At 34.5% G+C, this 18,747-nt stretch carries 21 protein-coding genes, 2 tRNA genes and 2 pseudogenes; 17 read left to right on the top strand and 8 right to left on the bottom strand.

Annotated features, from left to right (window positions below):
- Window position 1: 1 nt before the first annotated feature.
- Both yajC and NBW39_RS03660 read right to left on the bottom strand, forming a co-directional pair.
- Window positions 2-445 carry a preprotein translocase subunit YajC gene (gene yajC / locus NBW39_RS03665; protein WP_250295643.1) on the bottom strand — a complete coding sequence of 148 codons (444 nt, stop codon included), beginning with the start codon at window positions 443-445 and terminating at the stop codon, window positions 2-4.
- A gap of 137 nt (window positions 446-582) precedes the next feature.
- Window positions 583-659: transfer RNA gene (locus tag NBW39_RS03660), tRNA-Asp, on the bottom strand.
- Window positions 660-843: 184 nt separating this feature from the next.
- Here NBW39_RS03660 and rpsB point away from each other — a divergent pair.
- The 6 genes from rpsB (at window position 844) to NBW39_RS03630 (ending at window position 5,580) form a co-directional block, all read left to right on the top strand.
- Window positions 844-1,692, top strand: coding sequence for a 30S ribosomal protein S2 (gene rpsB, locus NBW39_RS03655; protein WP_250295642.1), 849 nt, complete (start codon window positions 844-846; stop codon window positions 1,690-1,692).
- Entirely contained in the window at window positions 1,673-2,533 is an 861-nt protein-coding gene (tsf, locus tag NBW39_RS03650; protein WP_250295641.1) for a translation elongation factor Ts, read from the top strand. Before rpsB ends, tsf begins: the two co-directional genes overlap by 20 nt.
- A gap of 10 nt (window positions 2,534-2,543) precedes the next feature.
- The gene (pyrH, locus tag NBW39_RS03645; protein ID WP_250295640.1) at window positions 2,544-3,278 is read left to right on the top strand and encodes a UMP kinase; all 735 of its coding nucleotides are present in this window, start codon (window positions 2,544-2,546) and stop codon (window positions 3,276-3,278) included.
- 7 nt (window positions 3,279-3,285) lie between these two features.
- The gene (gene frr / locus NBW39_RS03640) at window positions 3,286-3,843 is read left to right on the top strand and encodes a ribosome recycling factor (protein WP_250295639.1); all 558 of its coding nucleotides are present in this window, start codon (window positions 3,286-3,288) and stop codon (window positions 3,841-3,843) included.
- Between the two features lie 425 nt (window positions 3,844-4,268).
- Window positions 4,269-4,964 (top strand): polyprenyl diphosphate synthase, encoded by a 696-nt coding sequence (gene uppS, locus NBW39_RS03635; protein WP_250295638.1) that lies wholly within the window; start codon window positions 4,269-4,271, stop codon window positions 4,962-4,964.
- Window positions 4,954-5,580: a phosphatidate cytidylyltransferase gene (locus NBW39_RS03630; protein WP_250295637.1), complete on the top strand. Its 627-nt coding sequence runs from the start codon at window positions 4,954-4,956 to the stop codon at window positions 5,578-5,580. The genes uppS and NBW39_RS03630 overlap by 11 nt, the downstream gene beginning before the upstream one ends.
- Window positions 5,581-5,596: 16 nt before the next feature.
- Here NBW39_RS03630 and NBW39_RS03625 read toward each other — a convergent pair whose 3' ends face one another.
- Together NBW39_RS03625 and coaD are read right to left on the bottom strand one after the other, a co-directional pair.
- Window positions 5,597-5,788, bottom strand: a complete 192-nt coding sequence (locus NBW39_RS03625; RefSeq protein WP_065094665.1) for a zinc-finger domain-containing protein — start codon at window positions 5,786-5,788, stop codon at window positions 5,597-5,599.
- Between the two features lie 68 nt (window positions 5,789-5,856).
- Window positions 5,857-6,363 carry a pantetheine-phosphate adenylyltransferase gene (gene coaD, locus NBW39_RS03620; protein WP_250295636.1) on the bottom strand — a complete coding sequence of 169 codons (507 nt, stop codon included), beginning with the start codon at window positions 6,361-6,363 and terminating at the stop codon, window positions 5,857-5,859.
- 81 nt (window positions 6,364-6,444) lie between these two features.
- Between coaD and NBW39_RS03615 the strand changes: the two genes are divergently transcribed.
- The 4 genes and pseudogenes from NBW39_RS03615 to NBW39_RS03600 form a co-directional block, all read left to right on the top strand.
- Window positions 6,445-6,517: transfer RNA gene (locus tag NBW39_RS03615), tRNA-Phe, on the top strand.
- A gap of 297 nt (window positions 6,518-6,814) precedes the next feature.
- Complete coding sequence (locus NBW39_RS03610; RefSeq protein ID WP_250295635.1) at window positions 6,815-7,021, top strand: hypothetical protein; 207 nt, start codon at window positions 6,815-6,817, stop codon at window positions 7,019-7,021.
- 58 nt (window positions 7,022-7,079) lie between these two features.
- Window positions 7,080-7,939 (top strand): IS630 family transposase gene (locus NBW39_RS03605; RefSeq protein WP_250294642.1). Its coding sequence is split into 2 segments (ribosomal slippage): window positions 7,080-7,404 and window positions 7,404-7,939, totalling 861 coding nucleotides; the frame shifts between segments, so codons are not numbered across the junction.
- Window positions 7,940-7,954: 15 nt separating this feature from the next.
- Window positions 7,955-8,257 (top strand): annotated as a pseudogene (locus NBW39_RS03600) (glutamine amidotransferase); the annotation flags it as partial.
- Here NBW39_RS03600 and NBW39_RS03595 read toward each other — a convergent pair.
- Window positions 8,243-9,069 (bottom strand): IS5 family transposase gene (locus tag NBW39_RS03595; protein ID WP_250294694.1). Its coding sequence is split into 2 segments (ribosomal slippage): window positions 8,243-8,682 and window positions 8,682-9,069, totalling 828 coding nucleotides; the frame shifts between segments, so codons are not numbered across the junction. The pseudogene NBW39_RS03600 and the gene NBW39_RS03595 overlap by 15 nt on opposite strands.
- Window positions 9,070-9,130: 61 nt before the next feature.
- Here NBW39_RS03595 and NBW39_RS03590 point away from each other — a divergent pair.
- A pseudogene (locus tag NBW39_RS03590) lies at window positions 9,131-9,733 on the top strand (gamma-glutamyl-gamma-aminobutyrate hydrolase family protein); the annotation flags it as partial.
- A 16-nt stretch (window positions 9,734-9,749) separates the two neighbouring features.
- On the opposite strand, the gene ubiH reads toward NBW39_RS03590, so the two are convergent.
- Entirely contained in the window at window positions 9,750-10,898 is a 1,149-nt protein-coding gene (gene ubiH / locus NBW39_RS03585; protein ID WP_370273766.1) for a 2-octaprenyl-6-methoxyphenyl hydroxylase, read from the bottom strand.
- Window positions 10,899-11,226: 328 nt separating this feature from the next.
- Between ubiH and NBW39_RS03580 the strand changes: the two genes are divergently transcribed.
- Entirely contained in the window at window positions 11,227-12,507 is a 1,281-nt protein-coding gene (locus tag NBW39_RS03580; RefSeq protein ID WP_250295633.1) for a hypothetical protein, read from the top strand.
- A gap of 14 nt (window positions 12,508-12,521) precedes the next feature.
- On the opposite strand, the gene NBW39_RS03575 is transcribed toward NBW39_RS03580, so the two are convergent.
- Window positions 12,522-13,348, bottom strand: a protein-coding gene (locus NBW39_RS03575) for an IS5 family transposase (protein WP_250294694.1) whose coding sequence is annotated in 2 segments (ribosomal slippage) — window positions 12,522-12,961 and window positions 12,961-13,348 — 828 coding nt in all. Because the reading frame shifts where the segments join, the coding sequence is not laid out codon by codon here.
- 224 nt (window positions 13,349-13,572) lie between these two features.
- Between NBW39_RS03575 and NBW39_RS03570 the strand changes: the two genes are divergently transcribed.
- Window positions 13,573-13,851, top strand: a complete 279-nt coding sequence (locus NBW39_RS03570; RefSeq protein WP_250295632.1) for a hypothetical protein — start codon at window positions 13,573-13,575, stop codon at window positions 13,849-13,851.
- 31 nt (window positions 13,852-13,882) lie between these two features.
- Here the strand turns inward: NBW39_RS03570 and alaS are convergent, their stop codons facing one another.
- Window positions 13,883-16,465: an alanine--tRNA ligase gene (alaS, locus tag NBW39_RS03565; protein WP_250295631.1), complete on the bottom strand. Its 2,583-nt coding sequence runs from the start codon at window positions 16,463-16,465 to the stop codon at window positions 13,883-13,885.
- Window positions 16,466-16,629: 164 nt separating this feature from the next.
- Between alaS and NBW39_RS03560 the strand changes: the two genes are divergently transcribed.
- The 4 genes from NBW39_RS03560 (at window position 16,630) to fmt (ending at window position 18,676) form a co-directional block, all read left to right on the top strand.
- A complete protein-coding gene (locus tag NBW39_RS03560) occupies window positions 16,630-17,073 on the top strand; it encodes a PAS domain-containing protein (RefSeq protein WP_250295630.1) in 444 nt (147 codons plus the stop codon).
- 98 nt (window positions 17,074-17,171) lie between these two features.
- Window positions 17,172-17,378: a 50S ribosomal protein L35 gene (rpmI, locus tag NBW39_RS03555; protein WP_015589253.1), complete on the top strand. Its 207-nt coding sequence runs from the start codon at window positions 17,172-17,174 to the stop codon at window positions 17,376-17,378.
- Window positions 17,379-17,398: 20 nt separating this feature from the next.
- On the top strand, window positions 17,399-17,764 hold the full coding sequence (gene rplT / locus NBW39_RS03550) for a 50S ribosomal protein L20 (RefSeq protein ID WP_064125369.1): 366 nt from the start codon (window positions 17,399-17,401) through the stop codon (window positions 17,762-17,764).
- A gap of 12 nt (window positions 17,765-17,776) precedes the next feature.
- Window positions 17,777-18,676 (top strand): methionyl-tRNA formyltransferase, encoded by a 900-nt coding sequence (fmt, locus tag NBW39_RS03545; RefSeq protein ID WP_250295629.1) that lies wholly within the window; start codon window positions 17,777-17,779, stop codon window positions 18,674-18,676.
- The last annotated feature ends 71 nt before the right edge of the window (window positions 18,677-18,747 follow it).

Raw genomic sequence — 18,747 nt, 5'->3', positions numbered from 1 at the left:
GTTATGCAGCATTTTTGCCTTTATCATCTTTTCCCTTTTTACTTTCCTCTGGTTGATTTTTATTCTTTTTATCATTCTTTTCAATTTTGCCTTTTTCAATTGGTTTAGCTGCTACTTTCTGAGCTTCTTTGTTTAAAACTTCAGATATAGCGGACCTTAGGACTTTTATCTCAACTTTTGGTGCTATTTCTATTATAAATTGTGCATTTACTTCATCAACTTTATTAACTTCACCTATTATTCCACCAGAAGTAATGACTGTATCACCACGTTTTATTTGATCTATCATCTTTCTATGTTCTTTTAGTTTTTTATGGTTTGGGCGAATAATGAGAAAATAAAATACCACAAATATTAAAATCAATGGAATAAAACTAGCAAAAGATGCGCCGATACTTGATGCATTGCTAATTGCATCTGCTGCAAAAACTTCAGAAATGAACATATTTAATCCTAATTATTAATGATAAAAATAAACCTATTTAAGTATTAATTACAATACCATACCATGTCAAGTTTGGTGAAAGCGTTTCTAAATACCGGCAAGAATATTGCGGATTTTAGGTCATGCTAAAACTAATATGGCGGGAGTGATGAGACTTGAACTCACGACCTCATGCGTGACAGGCATGCGCTCTAACCAACTGAGCTACACCCCCCTAATTTCTTTTTAGCGTTTTCAGCTTTAAAGCTAATAAACATACCGCCCTTTGTCAATATTTTTTGTTTGCACTTTGCTGTCTTTTCTATTACTATGTAAATAATTTAATTTTACACATGGCTTATACAAGTAGTCCCGTTAGGGTTATGCCATGGAAGATAAACTATTTGGAGGAATGATATATGACAAATTTGCCTGAAGTTACTGTGCGTGATTTAGCCGAATCTGGTGTACATTTTGGTCACAAAATTAGTCGCTGGAACGCAAAAATGGCTCCATACATATATGGAGTGCATCAAGAAAATCGTATACATATAATTGACTTGCGGAAAACACTACCATTGCTACAGGTGGCCATGAAGGCTTTATATGATGTTGCATCTCAAGGTGGTCGCATTCTATTTGTTGGTACAAAGTTTCAAGCTTTTGATATTATTGCAAGTGAAGCGATTCGTTGTGGTCAATATTATGTAAATCATCGATGGCTTGGTGGTATGCTTACTAATTGGGGCACTGTTTCTTCTTCGATAAAAACCTTGATGCAATATGAGAAAATATTAGATGACGAGGATAGCATTTTAACAAAGAAAGAATTGGGAAATATTGAAAAGAAAAAGCAAAAGCTTGATAAGGTGTTAGGCGGTATTAGAGAAATGGGAGCAATTCCTGATATCTTATTCATCATTGATACTAATAAAGAGCATATAGCGGTTAAGGAGGCTAAAAAGTTAGGAATTCCAATAGTTGCAATACTTGATACTAATTCTGATCCAGATGATATTACTTATCTAATACCTGGAAATGATGACTCAAGAAAATCAATAGAGCTCTATTGTAAATTAGCTACCGACTCTATATTAGCTGGAATAGAGTCTAGTCTAGCAAGATCTGGAGTTAAGATTGATAATATAAAAGGTGATGAGTTTATTCAAGAAAAAGAAGATGGTATTGTGCAAACTAAAAGGAGACGTAGTAAAGTTTACAAAGAAGAAGAAAGGGAGGTAGTAACAAATGAAGATGAATCCAGATAGTATAAGAGAATTACGTGATAGAACAGGGCTTGGCTTAAGTGACTGTAAAAAAGCATTAGAAGAATGTGATGGTGACATCAAGAAAGCCGTTGATAAGTTACGTACAATAGGTCTTGCTAAAGCTGATAAAAAATCTGATAGAGTAGCTTCAGATGGGCTCGTTGCTATGTGTTTGACTGAAAATTATGGTGTATTGGTTGAACTCAATTGCGAAACAGATTTTGTTGCAAGGAATGAGAAATTTATAGAGTTAGTTTCAAATTTAGCATCAATTGCTCATCAAGAACACTGTACTAGCGTTGATGAGTTAAAAAATGCCAAGTATGAAAGCATTGGCACAGTGCAGGAAGCTATAATGGATGGTACATCAGTTCTTGGTGAGAAGCTAGAGTTAAGTAAGCTTTGTTACCTAGAAGCTAAGGATGGAATTATTGCTGGCTACGTACATGGTGATGTGTGTGGCTTAGGTAAAATTGGCGCTTTAATTGCATTGCAATCATCTGGTGATAAGACGAAGTTACAAGAGATTGGAAAACAAATAGCTATGCATGTAGTTGCCATGAAGCCTGAAGCTTTGTCTATAGATGATTTAGATCAAATGAAGTTGAAAAATGAACGTTCTATAATTGAAGAGCAAGTAAGGAGCTTAAATAAACCTGAAGAAGTAGCAAAAAAAATAGTAGATGGACGAATGGCTAAGTACTGTGAAGAAGTTGTTTTACTAGAACAAAAGTTCATAAAAGATGATAAAATAAAGGTTTCTGACTTTATAAAATCAAGCGAGTTGAGTGCTGTTAGATTATCTGATTACAAGTTACTTGTTTTGGGCAGTGCAAACTAAATGGCAAGAAATGTCTTCCTTAGCAGATAAAGTAAAATACTCTAGAGTGTTATTGAAGATCTCTGGTGAAGCTTTGATGGGATCAAAGCAATTTGGCCACGATATGGAGACTATAGGTGAGTTATCTAAAGGCATAGTTGAAGTTTGTAATCTTGGAGTTCAGGTTTGTATTGTTGTTGGTGGTGGGAATATCTTTCGTGGCACATCTGCATCTTTAAGTGGCTGTGAAAGAGCAAGCAGTGATTATATTGGAATGCTTGCAACTATAATCAATGCTTTAATTTTACAAAATTTTTTAGAAAAAAATTTAGTAGCTTCTAGGGTATTATCTGCAATACCCATGGCCACTGTATGTGAACCTTACATAAGAAGGAAAGCTATTCGTCATTTAGAAAAAGGCAGAGTGGTAGTTTTTGCAGCAGGCACAGGCAACCCATTTTTTACTACAGATACAGCTGCAGCTTTACGTGCTGTTGAAATGAGTTGTGATGTTATTCTAAAGGGTACGCAAGTAAATGGTGTATACTCCGCTGATCCGAAAAAAAATGAGGATGCTGTAATGTATGATAGGCTTTCTTACACGGATTTGTTGACTCGTGATTTAAAAGTTATGGATGCATCAGCAATTTCACTTGCTCGTGAGAATTCTATTCCAATTATAGTTTTTTCTTTGAAGGAGGAAAGAATAGTCAATATTATTAAGGGTCAAGGTACTTATACTATAGTTTCAGATTGTAAACAGTAGGTAATTTATGTTAAATGAAATAAAAGCTAAAACAAAAGAAAGAATGCTAAAAACTATTCAGTCTTTTCATGATGATATTAAGGGTGTACGCACTGGTAGAGCTAGTGCATCTTTGTTTGATGGTATAGTTGTAAACATCTATGGTGGGCATCAAAAGTTAAATCAAGTTGCAGGCGTTTCGGTTATAGATAACAAAACCCTATCAATTAAAGTTTGGGATATCGGTGTTGTAGGTGAAGTAAAAAATGCTATATCAAATGCTAATCTGAATTTAAATCCTGTTGTTGAGGGTAGCACCATACGTATAGCTCTTCCAGACTTAACACAAGAAACCCGTGAAAAATTAGTGAAATTATTGCATCAGTTTGCTGAAAATGCACGGATTGCCATTAGAAATATACGTAGAGATATTATGGAAGAAATAGAGAAAATGAAGGAAAATAAGGAGATCTCAGAAGATGATTTTCACGGCGCTAAGAAGGAAATACAAAATATTACTGATGATAATATAAAAAAGATTGATGGTGAATTGTCCATCAAAGAAAAGGACATATTGCATCACTAAGCTAATATGAAAGAAACCTTCAGTAGTGAAAAAGAAAAAATTACATGCAAGGGTGCCATGGAGGTAGCAGGCACACAACTGTATGAACATTTGTCCGCGGAGGCAGTGTGTTAGCAGTTTTTGCCTCAAACACAAAGGTGTCATCCCAGTACTCTCTCTTGTCATCCCAATACCCCCTCTTGTCATCCCAGTACTCTCTCTTGTCATCCCAGTGCTTGACACTGGGATCCAGCTTTTCATACAATCTCGTCAAAGACGTTTGTTTTAGCATAAGACAGCTATTTTTATGCTTATCAGCTCAGTGTGCTCACTTGCAATCAAATTTCTGGATTCCAGTGTCGAGGCACTGGAATGACACCCTCCTGGTAGCACAATGTTCGTATAGCTGTGCGTCAGTTACTTTTATGACATCAGGTGAACTTTAAATGTTGAATCAAGAATCTTTACCGAAACATTTAGCAATTATTATGGATGGTAATGGTAGATGGGCGAACAATCAAGGAAGGGTAAAAATTGATGGTTATAAAAAGGGCAGTGAAGTTGCATACGATATTGCCAAGTATTGTACGGACCTAACCATACCCTACTTAACTTTGTATGCATTCTCTATGGAGAATTGGCTTAGACCCAAAAACGAAACTGACTGTCTATTTGATTTATTTTACTCCGTTTTAACTAATGAAGATAAAGTCAATTTCATTTGCAACTGTAACATTAAGTTGAATTTTATTGGCAATTTAAGTCTATTACCCAGTAAAATATTGGATCAAATTAAAAAAGCAGAAGAAATGACATGTAAGAACGATGGTTTATTACTCACTATTGCAGTTAGTTACGGAGCAAAACAAGAAATTACACAAGCTATAAGCAATATTATAAAAGAAAATATTGATTGTGTATCAGAAGACGAATTTGAAAAATTTCTATATACTAAAGATTTGCCAAAATTGGATTTATTAATTCGCACTGGCGGCGAAAAAAGGTTAAGCAACTTTTTATTATGGCAAGCAGCTTATGCTGAATTGTATTTTTGTGATACTTTATGGCCTGATTTTTCTTGTCAAGATTTGAGCAAAGCATTAGAAGATTATACAAAAAGAGAGAAAAAATATGGTAGATAATAATTTTATAATTAGAATGTTGTCCTCAATAGTAATATTATTCATATTTTCCTTTGCTACATATTTCAGTGATTTATCGTTTTATCTATTGATTTTTTCGATAGCAGTTTTATCTTCTTTTGAATGGTATAATCTAACCCAAGGAAACAAAATTTTATACGTTTTTGCATTATTATTGATTGCACTACCAAGCGCCTCATTAATATATTTATATAATCTACCACAGGGAAAATATGCATTAGTATGGTTCGTCTTAACCATTTGGGGAATTGATATTACTGCCTACCTGTTTGGCAAGAATTTTGGTGGAGCCAAAATTTGCCCAATTCTTAGCCCTGGAAAAACTTGGACAGGACTTCTTGGTGCGATTTTAGCTGGAGTAGTGTGCACAATTTTTGGATCAATATTTTTTGGTCTATTTTCAATTTTTTATTCTCCAATCATTGGCCTTGCAATTGCTATTCTAGCGCAGCTTGGCGATTTCACTGAGTCGCTTGTTAAAAGAGCTTACGGTGTTAAAGATAGTGGAAGTATGATACCTGGCCATGGAGGAGTGCTCGACCGTATGGACAGCTTCATTTTTACTGCCCCCCTTATTGCTATTTACATAAACTAAGTCTGCAGAAGTGCCATTAGAGATCATCCCTAGTCAGCTCCCCAACCGCTTCTACAGTACAGTCATGGACAAATGTCTTTTCACAATAAGGGCAGGCTATTTCCTCTTCTTCTCCCATATCTAAATATATTAATGGATGGCCGGAACCCTCATCATTCTCATCACCATGACAACAAACTTTTCTTTTATTAACCCTCACTTTTGACATGCTACTCCTTTAGCTTATAACATTTTATATATTAAATATACCTATCCAGAAATAAAAAACAACAAACACTATTCTCCATTTTTTATCCTATTCAGGTTAATCAATTCGTTTTGAACGCCTTTTGATACAAATTTGCTAACATCTTCTCCTAATCTTGCTATTTCCTTTACAAAACTTGATGAGATAAATTGAGTATCTTCAGAAGCGGGAAGAAATATGGTTTCGATTTCAGGAAGAAGTTTATAATTTACCCAACTCATTTGAAACTCGTAATCAAAATCCGACACTGCTCTTAATCCTCTAATAATAACAGAAGCATTTTGCTCTTTGGCAAACTTCACTAGCAACCCATTAAAAGATATAACATCTGCATCAATTCCTAGCCCTTTGATTTCATTTTCAGCCATGCTTGTGCGTAGCTTTGTGTCAAAGACAGTATGCTTATTAACGTTTTCTGCAACTCCTATTATTAATTTATCGACTAGTTTACACGCTCTTTTGATTATGTCAATATGCCCAAAAGTTATAGGGTCAAATGTACCAGGGTAGATTCCTATTTTGTTATTGATGTCCATTCTTTATTTTTATATAAACTACTTTAAAAACTTTTGATAGACATGATAACAATTTTTATCTAAAAATGAAAGTATACAGTTGGCCTGATAGCTCAGTTGGTAGAGCAAAGGACTGAAAATCCTTGTGTCGCTGGTTCGATTCCTGCTCAGGCCACTTTCCTTTCCTTACTAAACTCAGTTTTTTATTGCAAAGTGTTCTAATAATGTGTTACAGTATTAATGCAAGTGTTAAGAAGAAGTGCTATTAAAATGTTTAGTATTTTATTAATCAAAGTTTTATTATTAAGTAGCTTTGCTTATATTAGTGTAAGTATGTATACAAGCAACCTTCATTATATAGCTGATTCAACTTCTACTCAAACCACTTTTCCTTTCTTACTAAAATTACCTCTTTGTTGTAAAACACTCTGTAACACACTGTAGTACTAATATAACATTAAAGAGGTAAATCATGACATATGAATATTATAATAAATTATTTAATATATTATTAATTAGAGTTCTATTATTAAGCAGCTTTGCTTATGCTGATGTTAGTAAGGACCTTTATACAAGCAGCCTTTTGAGTAACCATCATGCAAACATAAAACCAGTACATGCGGCCAGAAAAGAAGAATATGGCTGGATAACAGAAAAGGAGAGAAGTAGTAATATATAGTACTTTTCATAATAGTCCAAATAAGGTAAAATAAGGATTTGTAGTAGTGAAGGTAGGTATGCCAGCAGCATATAGTTATGACTTAAGGAAAAAAGCAATGGAAGCTCTAGACGAGGGAGAAAGCAGAGAAACAGTGGCAGCAAGATTTAAAATTGGACGAACTACTTTGTGGGAGTGGCAGCAAAGAAGAAAAGAAACAGGTGACTTTCAATCAAAAAAACTTGGAAATGGAGGTTACAATCACAAAATTACCGACTGGGATGCCTTTGCTAAATTTGCCAGAGAAAACGGAGGAAAGACTCTATTGGAAATGGCTAAACTTTGGAGCAACGTTAGTATCCAAACTATCCACCGAGCCCTGAAAAAAATTGGATTTACACGCAAAAAAAGACCTATGGGTACAAGGAAAGAAGCGAAGAAAAACGTGCTAAATTCTTGAAAATTATAGCAACAAAAGAACCTAAAAACTTAGTGTATATAGATGAGTCTGGCATTGACAACACTGAAGACTACCCCTATGGATATTGTCAGAAGGGACAGCGGTTTTATGCCCTAAAATCTGGGAAGAAAACTCAACGAATCAGTATGATTGCAGCTTTAAGTGAAAGAAAAATAGTTGCTCCATTAACCTTTGAAGGCCACTGTAATATGGATATTTTTAATGGATGGTTTGAGCAATTTTTGATACCGACCTTGGAACCTGGACAAACTGTCATTCTTGACAATGCTACTTTTCATAAGTCTGATAAGATCATTAAGCTTGCTAAAGGGATTGGTGCAGAAATTTTGTATCTGCCACCGTATTCTCCAGATTTTAACAAAATTGAACATCATTGGTTTGCTATAAAAAACAGAGTCAGGAAAAACATTCCTCTATTCAAGTCTTTTCGTCATGCTGTTGATTCTGCCTTTCTATGATCTGTTCGGATTATTATGAGAAGTGCTATAGTAGTTGGTTTATTGAAAACAGAGAAAGAAACATACCCACACGAAATTGGACTATCCCAGACTATATATGAGATGTTCAACAACTTTGGAGTTAAAACCGTACTTATTGACTACAACAAAATAATTAATCTAAAAGAAATCCAGGAAGAGTCGCTTATCTTGTCAGAACAAGATAAGCTATTGGCAAGAAAATTAGTACTAGATCGAATAAAAATTGCAGTTGCAAAATTTATTAAAGAGCACAAGATAAATAGAATAGACCTCTTTCAAAATTCACATCATCAACTCTAGATTGTAAATTCCAGCTATCAAATTGAATCTCAATCCAAAACGTTTTCGCCGATTGCGATATTTATCTGCAATAATTTTAAATCTTTTAAGCAAACCGATTACATTCTCAACCACAACTCTTTTGCTTGCAAGCTCTTGATTTTCTTGCTTTTGTTTCTTAGTCAATGGGTGCTTTTTCGTTTTTCTATGTGGCAATTCAACATTTGCGTGAATTTTTTGTAGACCTCTGTAACCGCTATCTGCTAGGACTTTGATACTTGGTAGTATGTGCACTTTTGACTCCTTAAAAAGCCGAAAATCATGTTTCCTACCATTTGAAAAAGACGTGCAAATGATCTTTTTGCTTTCTTTTTCCGAAATAATCTGTGTTTTTATACTGTGCTTTTTCTTTTTTCCTGAATAAAATCTTTTTTGCTTTTTTTGGGTCTTTCCACAGGAGTTTCTGTTGCATCTATCACTAAAACCTCATATTCTATATCACTTTTTAGAACCTCTTTTCGCCCTGGCAATGCAAAATCCGGATGTTTTACCAATGTATTTTCAATCCACTTTATGATTTTATAGGTCGTACTTTCGCTCATACCATAACTTCGACCAATGTGGAAATATGTCCGATATTCACGAAGATATTCCAATGCCATAAGTAGCCTGTCTTCTATACAGAGCTTGCTTTTACGCCCACTTTTTGCTTTTTTCCTTCTATCTTCTTCATCTAAAATTTCTACCATCCTGTTGAAAGTTGCCTTCTTTACTCCTGTCAGACGACGAAACTTCTCTTCATCTAACTCCTTAGTTTCTTCATATCTCATACTTTTAAATGTATGATTTTATACTAATTTTTTGCTCTTTTCCAATTTTGAAAGAAGTCTAATATTTATTCCAGGAAATCATTATAACTTTCACTTAGAACCGTTTCCTCCTACCCCTTACCGCCAGCTTGTGACTGAAGCAATTGTAAAAATAGTTGATGATAATCCTGCCATTCATTTGCTTGGAATATGCGGTGGTTTGCAAGGCATTATGCATGCAAAAGGAATTGAAATAACGAGTGTTGTGAGTGATGAGGAGAATCATTTAAAATCAGCGCCCAATCCACAAAAAGAGGATGTACCTCTTCAGCAGATAAAGGTAATTCCAAGCAGCCGTTTAGCAGAGGTAATAGCTAAATTTTTACTACCCAATGAAAACGGCTGGTTTTCAGTGTACTTTCCGGATGCTCATTCAGGAGCAGTAAGTAATACACCAGAAAATAGAAGAAAATTGGAGTTACTTGGATATAAAGTTGCAGCATTTTCCAGTGATGGGGTAATAGAGGCTATTGAAGATAAGCATGGTAATGTTCACTTTCAAAGTCATCCAGAAGCCCTTGTTGTGAAGTCAGATAAAAACCTCTATTTATCAAATCACAAGGAACGTCAAGTGTCTACACTAGTTGCTATAGCGATTATAAATGATTTTCTTTATCGTGCTTAATAGATAAAATAGTAGTTTATATAAATCCCATAGCATGTCGAATGAAGCTTTTTTTGAGAAAATTTGAATTTTCAACTGCAATCAAGCCAAGATTTCTTAGTGCTTTAGCGCAGAATATTCTGTTGGAAAACATCCTATTTAATCCATCAGTTGCAAGCGCCATTGTAAAATTATCAAAGTATCTGTTACGTGAAATTTTCTTTAATAAATAACTACTGCCAACATCAGTACCAGCCGCTTTTGCAGCAACTATGTGCTTTATAACACTTTCTACATCTCTAATTCCAAGATTAAGCCCTTGACCTGCAACTGGATGAATTGAATGTGCTGCATCGCCGATAAGCAAAACTCTACCCTTATATAACTTTTTTGCGAAAGCAAAACTTAAAGGATAAAGTTTTCTTTCACCCTCTAATTTTATCTCTCCTAAATAAGAACCAAATCTTTTTTTAAGCTCTATAATAAATTCTTCTTCAGACAGATCCATTAGCATTTTTGAAATTTCAGATTTTTCTGTCCAAACTATCGAAGAAGTATAGCCACCCTTCATCGGTAGAATTGCAAATGGACCGCCAGGGAAAAAACCCTCCACAGCTAAGTTTTGGTGATGCAGTTCATGCTTTACATTAAATACTATGCTACTTTGTTTATAGTCAAATTTCACTGTCGGTATAGAAAATAACTCTGGTAATTTAGAGTTTTTGCCTTCAGCGCAAATAAGTAGCGATGATATTAATTCCTGGTTATTATCAAGAATCACTTCCACATATCCTGAATCACAAGCAATTGTTTTATAGGAATGTGGAGAGTATATATTCAGTTTATTTAGAAAATTATTGTTGATTGCATTCCATATAGTAGCATTGTTGATAACATAACCCATTGGCTCTTCGCTAACCATTTTATGATTGTAATGCACAGTAACCGCATCTAATATGCATATATCAAGTATTGGCTCAGCTTCACTTTCCACAAACTGCCAAATCCCTAACTTTTCCAATATTTTTTTCGAGCCTTGAGAAATAGCAAATGCTCGATTATCATCTACTACACGTGGTAGACTATTTTTTTCAATCACAGCTACAGACACAGAGTCACAACTGAGGCCAATTGCAGTAATAAGACCAAGTAACCCACCACCTGAAATGATTACATCATAATTCATTTTATTTACGCTAATTGTAAAATTATATTTTATCTGTTTTGAAAATAGTTTAAACAAACTTTATAGACTATGAGTAAAAGACTTTAAGGTTTTCCTATATACAAATTAAGTCTCTTAGAACCTGTCTTGAAAATGGCTAAGCATAGAAGTAATCATATTAAATAAGAGCTATTTCAGCAAAATTTTAAACAAATAAAGTTCATTAGCTTCACAATAGCACTTTATGAAAAAAGTATACTTGATACATAAATTTAAAATACAAGTTAACGAATTATTATAACTTCTACCAAGATAATAATATAGTAAGGTTTGGTAGTGAGGTATCAAAATGGGAAAATACACTAACGCATGGTTTTATAAGAAGACTGACCAAAATCATCACGATTGTGCAAATGATGGCACTTGCGGGCAATCTATACAAAATTGTGAAATTGGTAATACAGACATTTCTTTTTTTGATAGTAACAAAAACTTAATTGCCAAAGTACCTAAACTACCAAAGTATTCTAGTGATAAATATGGGCATCAATTGTATAAGGAAGCTGAGTCAAAGCAGTTCAATTATTTTTCCACAAATATACATGATGTTTTGTCTAACAGCTTTACCGTTAAATACGGGTATATAAATTGTACTATAAAATACGATAACTTATCTGAGCAGGAACAAAACCAAATAGAAACAGACATTAAAACTGCCTATGAAGCATTTAAAGAAAAGTTTTGCTTGAAAAATAGTAATGCAAGTTACAATATAACGGTTCACATTTTTAATAATAGAAGCGATTATACAAAGTATAATGATCTTCTTGGCATAGATGAAGATGGTGGTCCAGGATATATTACACGAGGAGTAACAGATTTTCAGAATATTCTGACATATAAGCAAAGTGCCATGGATTTTGTTCTAGGTCATGAGCTAGGCCACATATTTCAATTGCGTTTTTCACCATCGGCAACAGTCAAAGCTTTGAGTACTCAGGATACTGAATTCATAGCAAATGTTGTTGGACGAGAAGTAGAAGAAAAAAATTATAAAGCTATTTGCAAGCAGATGGGTGTAGATGAATATGAAGACCATGGATGGATGTTTCAATTTAAATATAAAGGTACACTTTATAAATATCACAAGAACCTTTCAGAAGAAGAAAAATTTAAAGCTATACAAAATGTCAAGAATATTCGTGAACTAGTAGATGAATATGAAGATCATGGATCGATGTTTAGTTTTAAATACAAAGGTACAACTTGTAGTATATACCGCAAGGATCTTTCAGAAGAAGAAAAATTTCAAGTTATACAAAATGCCAGGAAGCTTTGCGAACTAGTGGATGAGTATACAGATTTTGGATGGATGTTTAAATTTAAATATAAAGATACAACTTGTAGTATATACCGCAAGGATCTTTCAGAAGAAGAAAAATTTCAAATTATACAACGTGTCAAGAATTCTGGACTAGATGAATATGAAGATCGTGGATGGATGTTTAGTTTTAAATACGAAGGTACAACTTATAGAGCAGAACACAAAGGTTATCTTTCAGCAGAAAAAGAAAAACTTCAATTTATCAAAGACATTAAGAACTCTCATGAATCGCTCGTTAGTGAATAGACCTCTTTCAAAATTCACATCATCAACTCTAGATTGTAAATTCCAGCTATCAAATTGAATCTCAATCCAAAACGTTTTCGCCGATTGCGATATTTATCTGCAATAATTTTAAATCTTTTAAGCAAACCGATTACATTCTCAACCACAACTCTTTTGCTTGCAAGCTCTTGATTTTCTTGCTTTTGTTTCTTAGTCAATGGGTGCTTTTTCGTTTTTCTATGTGGCAATTCAACATTTGCGTGAATTTTTTGTAGACCTCTGTAACCGCTATCTGCTAGGACTTTGATACTTGGTAGTATGTGCACTTTTGACTCCTTAAAAAGCCGAAAATCATGTTTCCTACCATTTGAAAAAGACGTGCAAATGATCTTTTTGCTTTCTTTTTCCGAAATAATCTGTGTTTTTATACTGTGCTTTTTCTTTTTTCCTGAATAAAATCTTTTTTGCTTTTTTTGGGTCTTTCCACAGGAGTTTCTGTTGCATCTATCACTAAAACCTCATATTCTATATCACTTTTTAGAACCTCTTTTCGCCCTGGCAATGCAAAATCCGGATGTTTTACCAATGTATTTTCAATCCACTTTATGATTTTATAGGTCGTACTTTCGCTCATACCATAACTTCGACCAATGTGGAAATATGTCCGATATTCACGAAGATATTCCAATGCCATAAGTAGCCTGTCTTCTATACAGAGCTTGCTTTTACGCCCACTTTTTGCTTTTTTCCTTCTATCTTCTTCATCTAAAATTTCTACCATCCTGTTGAAAGTTGCCTTCTTTACTCCTGTCAGACGACGAAACTTCTCTTCATCTAACTCCTTAGTTTCTTCATATCTCATACTTTTAAATGTATGATTTTATACTAATTTTTTGCTCTTTTCCAATTTTGAAAGAAGTCTAATGTGATGGATTAAATGAGGGGCCATTAAGTCAGAATACAACTGTAGTAATTTTTGTTGATGAAAATAAGGACATAGAGAAAATGTATTTTCATAATCCAGACAAGAATATATCTGAATGGTTAGATAAGACACTTATAAGCAGAAGTAAACCTGAAGTGGATGTGGATGAAATAGAGCAACCCAGTAATTTCTTATCCAATATTTTTTCAGCAATTAAATCCGTTATTGATTCTATCTCATCATTCTTTTCATGGTTATTTGGGTCTAAAGAGGAAGAACAATCTGATAACAACCTTTCTTTGCTTAACTTATCAGAAGAACAATCCGATGACAATCTTTCTTTGCTTAAACCTGATGTTAATCAAGATGCTGACGAAAACTACGTAGGCAATTACTCACTATGTAATCATGATTATCACCAACATGATGACCTAATATAGTGAAATAACGAACTTTTATCCGTTAACCTGATTAGTCCTTAGAAGCTGTTATTTTGCTATAAATGGCTGTAATGGCATCATCTATTTTATTGCCATCACAGCCTGTTTGTGCAAGTTCAGGATTTCCACCACAGTTCTTTTCAACTGCTATTGATATCAGTTCTTTTGCGCTGATCCTATTAGTTAAGTCTTTACTTACCTTGACAATCAAAACTGTTTTATCTTTTTCTGTTGCCGTAAAAGCTATTACCGTTTTTGGTTTTTGTTGCTGTAAAATAAACTCTCTTATTATATTCGCTGGAATATTGGTAAAAGCATGACTTACAAAATTTATTCCATTTATTTCAGTACTTTTTATATTCTCTGCACTCACAAGCTTTTTATATAGGTTTTTTATTTTAGCTTCGGATTCCTTGCGCTCTTGATTTAAAATATTTAATCGGTTTATTATTTCACTTGCTGGCACTTTTATGAATTCTGCAACTTTTTTTAAGCTAATTTCATTATCACGTACATAATTAATAGCTTCTTGACCAGTTAAAGCTTCAATTCTTCTCACTCCAAAAGCAACAGAACTTTCTGTTACTATCTTAAATAAACCGATTTCTCCAGTATGCTCAACGTGCGTGCCACCACATAGCTCTTTCGAATCTCCAATATTTACAACTCTAACCTGATCACCATATTTTTCACCAAATAACGCCATAGCTCCTTCGTCTATTGCCTGATTCATGCTTTGAATTTTTGTAGATGCAGAAAGATTTTCTCTGATTAGAGAGTTTACCATATCCTCTACCCAAAACAACTGATCCTGAGCAACTTGAGTGTTATGACTAAAGTCGAATCTCAGTCTATCTGGTGCAACTAGGGAACCTTTTTGAGTGACATGATCACCCAAGATTTTCCTCAATGCAAAGTGCAGAAGATGCGTAGCTGAATGATTTCTTCTTAAGGTTTGCCTTCTTTCCTTGTCGATGCTTGCTGTAACTACATCACCTTTACAAATTGAGCCAGATTTAACTATGCATCTGTGCAAATATAGGTCATTAACCTTATTGGTATTCTCGACTATAATAATACTTCTATCAGATTTGATCAGACTGCCAGTATCCCCCACCTGTCCACCTGACTCGCCATAAAAAGGTGTTTTATCAAGTATAATGGTTATCTTCTCTCCCTCCTTTGCAGAATCAATTATTTCATTTTTAGAGGAAACTATAGCTAGTATTTTCGCATCACTTACTTCATTGAACTCATAACCAACAAATTTTGTTTTGCCAAATTTATCGATCAAATCAAACCATACTTGCTCAACAGATTTTTCACCAGATCCAGCCCATTTAGTACGTGCTCTCTCTTTTTGTTCTCCCATTGCATCATCAAAACCCTTCTGGTCAAAATTTATTTTTTTCTCTTTTAAAATATCGAGTGTAATATCCAAAGGAAATCCATAGGTGTCATATAGCTTAAACGCTGATTCTCCAGGCAAAGTATCGCCCGATTTTAAATCTGTAGTGAATTTCTCCAGAAGATTGATACCTTTCATCAAAGTGTCTTTAAAGTTTTCTTCCTCTGATTTTAATGTCGTTTCTATTAAGCTTTTAGCTCTGATCAATTCAGGATAAATATCCCCCATATAAGCCGAACTCGCGCTATCTATCAGCGCCGGAAAAATGCGATGGAGTAGAGAATCATTATACCCAAGCAGGTGGATATAACGTGCGGCTCTCCTAATTAATCTGCGTAATACGTAATTCCTGCCCTCATTTCCAGGAAGCACTCCTTCTGCGATGAGAAATGTAGCTGCACGAAGATGATCTGCTATGATCTTATGTGCTACATTATTTTCCGTTCTTCCACAGTACTCTTGAGATTTATCTATTAAAGCAGAAAATAGGTCGATATCATAGTTATCATGGGCGTTCTGCATAACAGCTGCTATTCTTTCAAGGCCCATTCCAGTATCGATGCATTTTTTTGGCAATTTGTGTAAATTACCTTCTTCATCTTTGTTAAACTCCATGAATACCAGATTCCAGATTTCAACAATCCTGTCGTCATCTTGTAGGTTAGGATTTACGTGATCATAAAAAATTTCAGAGCATGGACCGCATGGACCAGTGCTTCCCATACTCCAAAAGTTGTCATCCGTTGCAATTCTTATGATTTTATCACTTGAAAAGCCACTTATCTTACGCCAAATCTCGTACGCCTCATCATCAGTATGGTAGACGGTTATGGATAGTCTATTTTTATCAAGAGATAACTCCTTAGTAATAAATTTCCACGCGAATTCTATCGCGGTTTCCTTAAAGTAATCACCGAAGCTAAAATTTCCGAGCATTTCAAAAAATGTGTGATGCCGAGTTGTATAGCCAACATTTTCCAGATCATTGTGTTTACCGCCTGCTCTTAGGCACTTTTGACTTGAGACAGCACGTTTCATTTCAGTTTTTTGAGCACCAGTAAAAATATTTTTAAACTGCACCATACCAGCATTTGTGAACATGAGCGTTGGGTCATGTTCTGGAATCAAAGGAGAAGAAGAAACCTGCTCGTGGTCATTATTTACAAAAAATTTTATAAATCTTTCTCTGATTTCACTTAACTTCATTATTTTTATTGAGGTTATCTATAAATAATAAGTTGTAATGGAAATAAAATCAATACCTCTCTCAGATCTCAGAACTTCTAGTGACATGCACCTTGTGGTAAGAAAAAATCAATATATTCACGATAAATTTACCTCATATCTGTGTTTTATATGTGGAAATTGGAATGGAAATTTATGTAGGCAAAGAAAAAAGAATAGCAAATGTGGTGACTCAACACTGGAGTGATATAAAAGGATCAGACAGAGATTGGCCAGAAAGACACGAAATAGACACTGCAGAAATAATGGAGTCATGGCAGCATTGTTTTATCATTGAAGTCAAGGATCAAGGTTATATTTGTGAAAATGCAGGAGAAAAGGCTGTTGAATTCTATGGTTTTGAGAAAAAGACGCGCATTGATAATAAATATGCAATTGATGCACCATTTTTGCGACTATATAAAATAGATGCAGTTATTGATAAACTTGATACTGTAATAGATAGTAAGTGCCCAATCAACGAAGAGGAAGAAAGTGAAAGTGTTAAAATGAGACAAGTATTGTTGCCACTTGGGGATAAAGAAGGTATAACACATATATTGGGCGTAATTACATTTAAGCTCCTTTAATATACAATTTTAATTTGATTCTTTAATAAAATTATTTATACTAATGCTTAATTACTATTAAAGAACTCAATAGTAGTGCTTGTAAATTTATTTGGAATATGAAGAAAATAAAATTAAAAACCAAATCTTCTGTTAAAAAGCGCTTTCACCTTACAGCTAAGGGTAAAGTCATTTCTACTCAGTCAGGCAAAAGGCATGGCATGGTAAAGAGAAGTAAATCTAATATTCGTAATCAGCGCGGTACAACGATTCTTGGTAAATCTGACTCGCGTATAGTTAAGCTTTATATGCCTTATGGTATTTAACAAAATGGAGGTAAAATAAAATGGCTCGGGTAAAACGTGGAGTCACTACTCACGCTCGTCATAAAAAAATATTGAAACTGGCAAAGGGTTATAGAGGACGCGCAAAAAGCTGTTATAGAATTGCATTACAAAGAGTTGAAAAAGCACTGCAATATGCTTACAGAGACAGAAGAACCCGTAAACGTGATTTCCGTAGCTTATGGATAATACGTATTAATGCAGCAGCAAGAGAGCATGGGCTTACTTATGGTAGGTTTATGCATGGTCTTACACTTGCCGGCATTGATTTAAATAGAAAAATTCTTGCTGAGATGGCCGTTAATTATAAGGATGATTTTGCCAAATTAGTAGAAGCTGTAAGTGGTAAATTAGCGGAGAATTCTTAAAGCAAAAACACCATGAGAATTATTTTCATGGGGTCACCAGAATTTGCTGTTAATTCTCTGAGCTTGTTACTGAAATCAAAGAGAAAAGTGGTAGCAGTATACACCAAGGCTCCAAAACCCTCAGGACGTGGACAAAAGCCAACGAAATCTCCAGTACATGTTATCGCTGAAGAAAGTAACATAGAGGTATGTACTCCTATCTCTCTAAAGTTTTCGGCAGAGCAAGAAAAATTTAGAAATTTCAAACCAGACGTTGCAGTTGTTGCCGCGTATGGGTTGATACTCCCAAGAGAAATTTTGAATATTCCAAAATATGGTTGTATTAATATTCATCCTTCATTATTACCAAGGTGGCGTGGTGCAGCTCCCATACAGCACACAATTTTAGCCGGAGATCAAGAAACCGGGGTTAGCATTATGCAATTGGATGAAGGATTAGATTCCGGCCCTATTTTAAAACAGAAAAAACTTCTGATTGAAAAGAACGATAATTACAAGACATTGCATGATAAATTGTCTGAACTAGGCAGTGATTTACTGCTGGAAGTGCTAAACGAAATTGAAAAACAGGTTCCCTTAAAACAGAACGATAATGATGCATGTTACGCTGACAAAGTGGAAGACTATAAAATTTATGCAAGTGATGCTTGTGAAGTTGCTTATAGAAAGGTTAAAGCGTTTTACCCAAAAGCGTTCATCAAGATAGAGAATAAACGTGTCAGGATACTTGATGCTGACTTTGAAGCTTTCGCTTCAGAACAAGGTAAGATCGTTAATGATAACATGCACATAAGTTTAAAAGGTGGCACTTTAATTCCTAAAATTGTACAAATGGAAGGGAGAAATCCTTGCAGTATTGAAGACTTTATTCGTGGCTTGAAATCAAGCATGGTAAAAAAATTTATAGAATAGACTGCTTTGAAGGGAAGGTTAGGAGGGCTAAAGCAACTTCTACAATTTGGCTGCTTGTTACACAACTGTAC

Origin of the sequence: Wolbachia endosymbiont of Oedothorax gibbosus (assembly GCF_936270435.1) — a bacterium.
GTDB lineage: Bacteria > Pseudomonadota > Alphaproteobacteria > Rickettsiales > Anaplasmataceae > Wolbachia.
The sequence above is the reverse complement of the archived record's forward strand: the minus strand, read 5'-3'. Positions and strand labels throughout refer to the sequence as shown.